The organism is Zoogloea sp. LCSB751 (assembly GCF_002028455.1).
Classification (GTDB): Bacteria; Pseudomonadota; Gammaproteobacteria; order Burkholderiales; family Rhodocyclaceae; genus Zoogloea.
This window is the reverse complement of sequence record NZ_MWUM01000339.1, coordinates 1-258: the sequence shown is the minus strand read 5'-3', so window position 1 is coordinate 258 and position 258 is coordinate 1. Positions and strand designations below refer to the sequence as shown.

The following is a 258-nucleotide window of genomic DNA, read 5'->3' as shown; positions in this document are numbered from 1 at the left end:
ACTGCTCTTTTTAGTACTGTTTGAACGGACTTGCGCGGCCGCTCCGGCGTTAAATTTGCTAATATCAATTGCCATTTTAGGCTCCAGCGTCGTGTATACGGGATTTCTTAACTGGGGTATCGGCAGCCCAACGAAAAGCTTTAGCTTATTTTACATTCTAACTTCGACTTCGCCAATGGCTATGACTATAGCATCTAGTTCCTTGTTTGAGCTGCTATTTTTGACCCTAATTTGGTCACCAATATTACCATCTTGCAG

General features: G+C 43.0%; 1 protein-coding gene. It reads right to left on the bottom strand.

Features of this window, described 5'->3' with window-relative positions:
• Nucleotides 1-150: 150 nt before the first annotated feature.
• Complete coding sequence (locus B4920_RS31150) at nucleotides 151-258, bottom strand: flagella basal body P-ring formation protein FlgA (RefSeq protein ID WP_368664749.1); 108 nt, start codon at nucleotides 256-258, stop codon at nucleotides 151-153.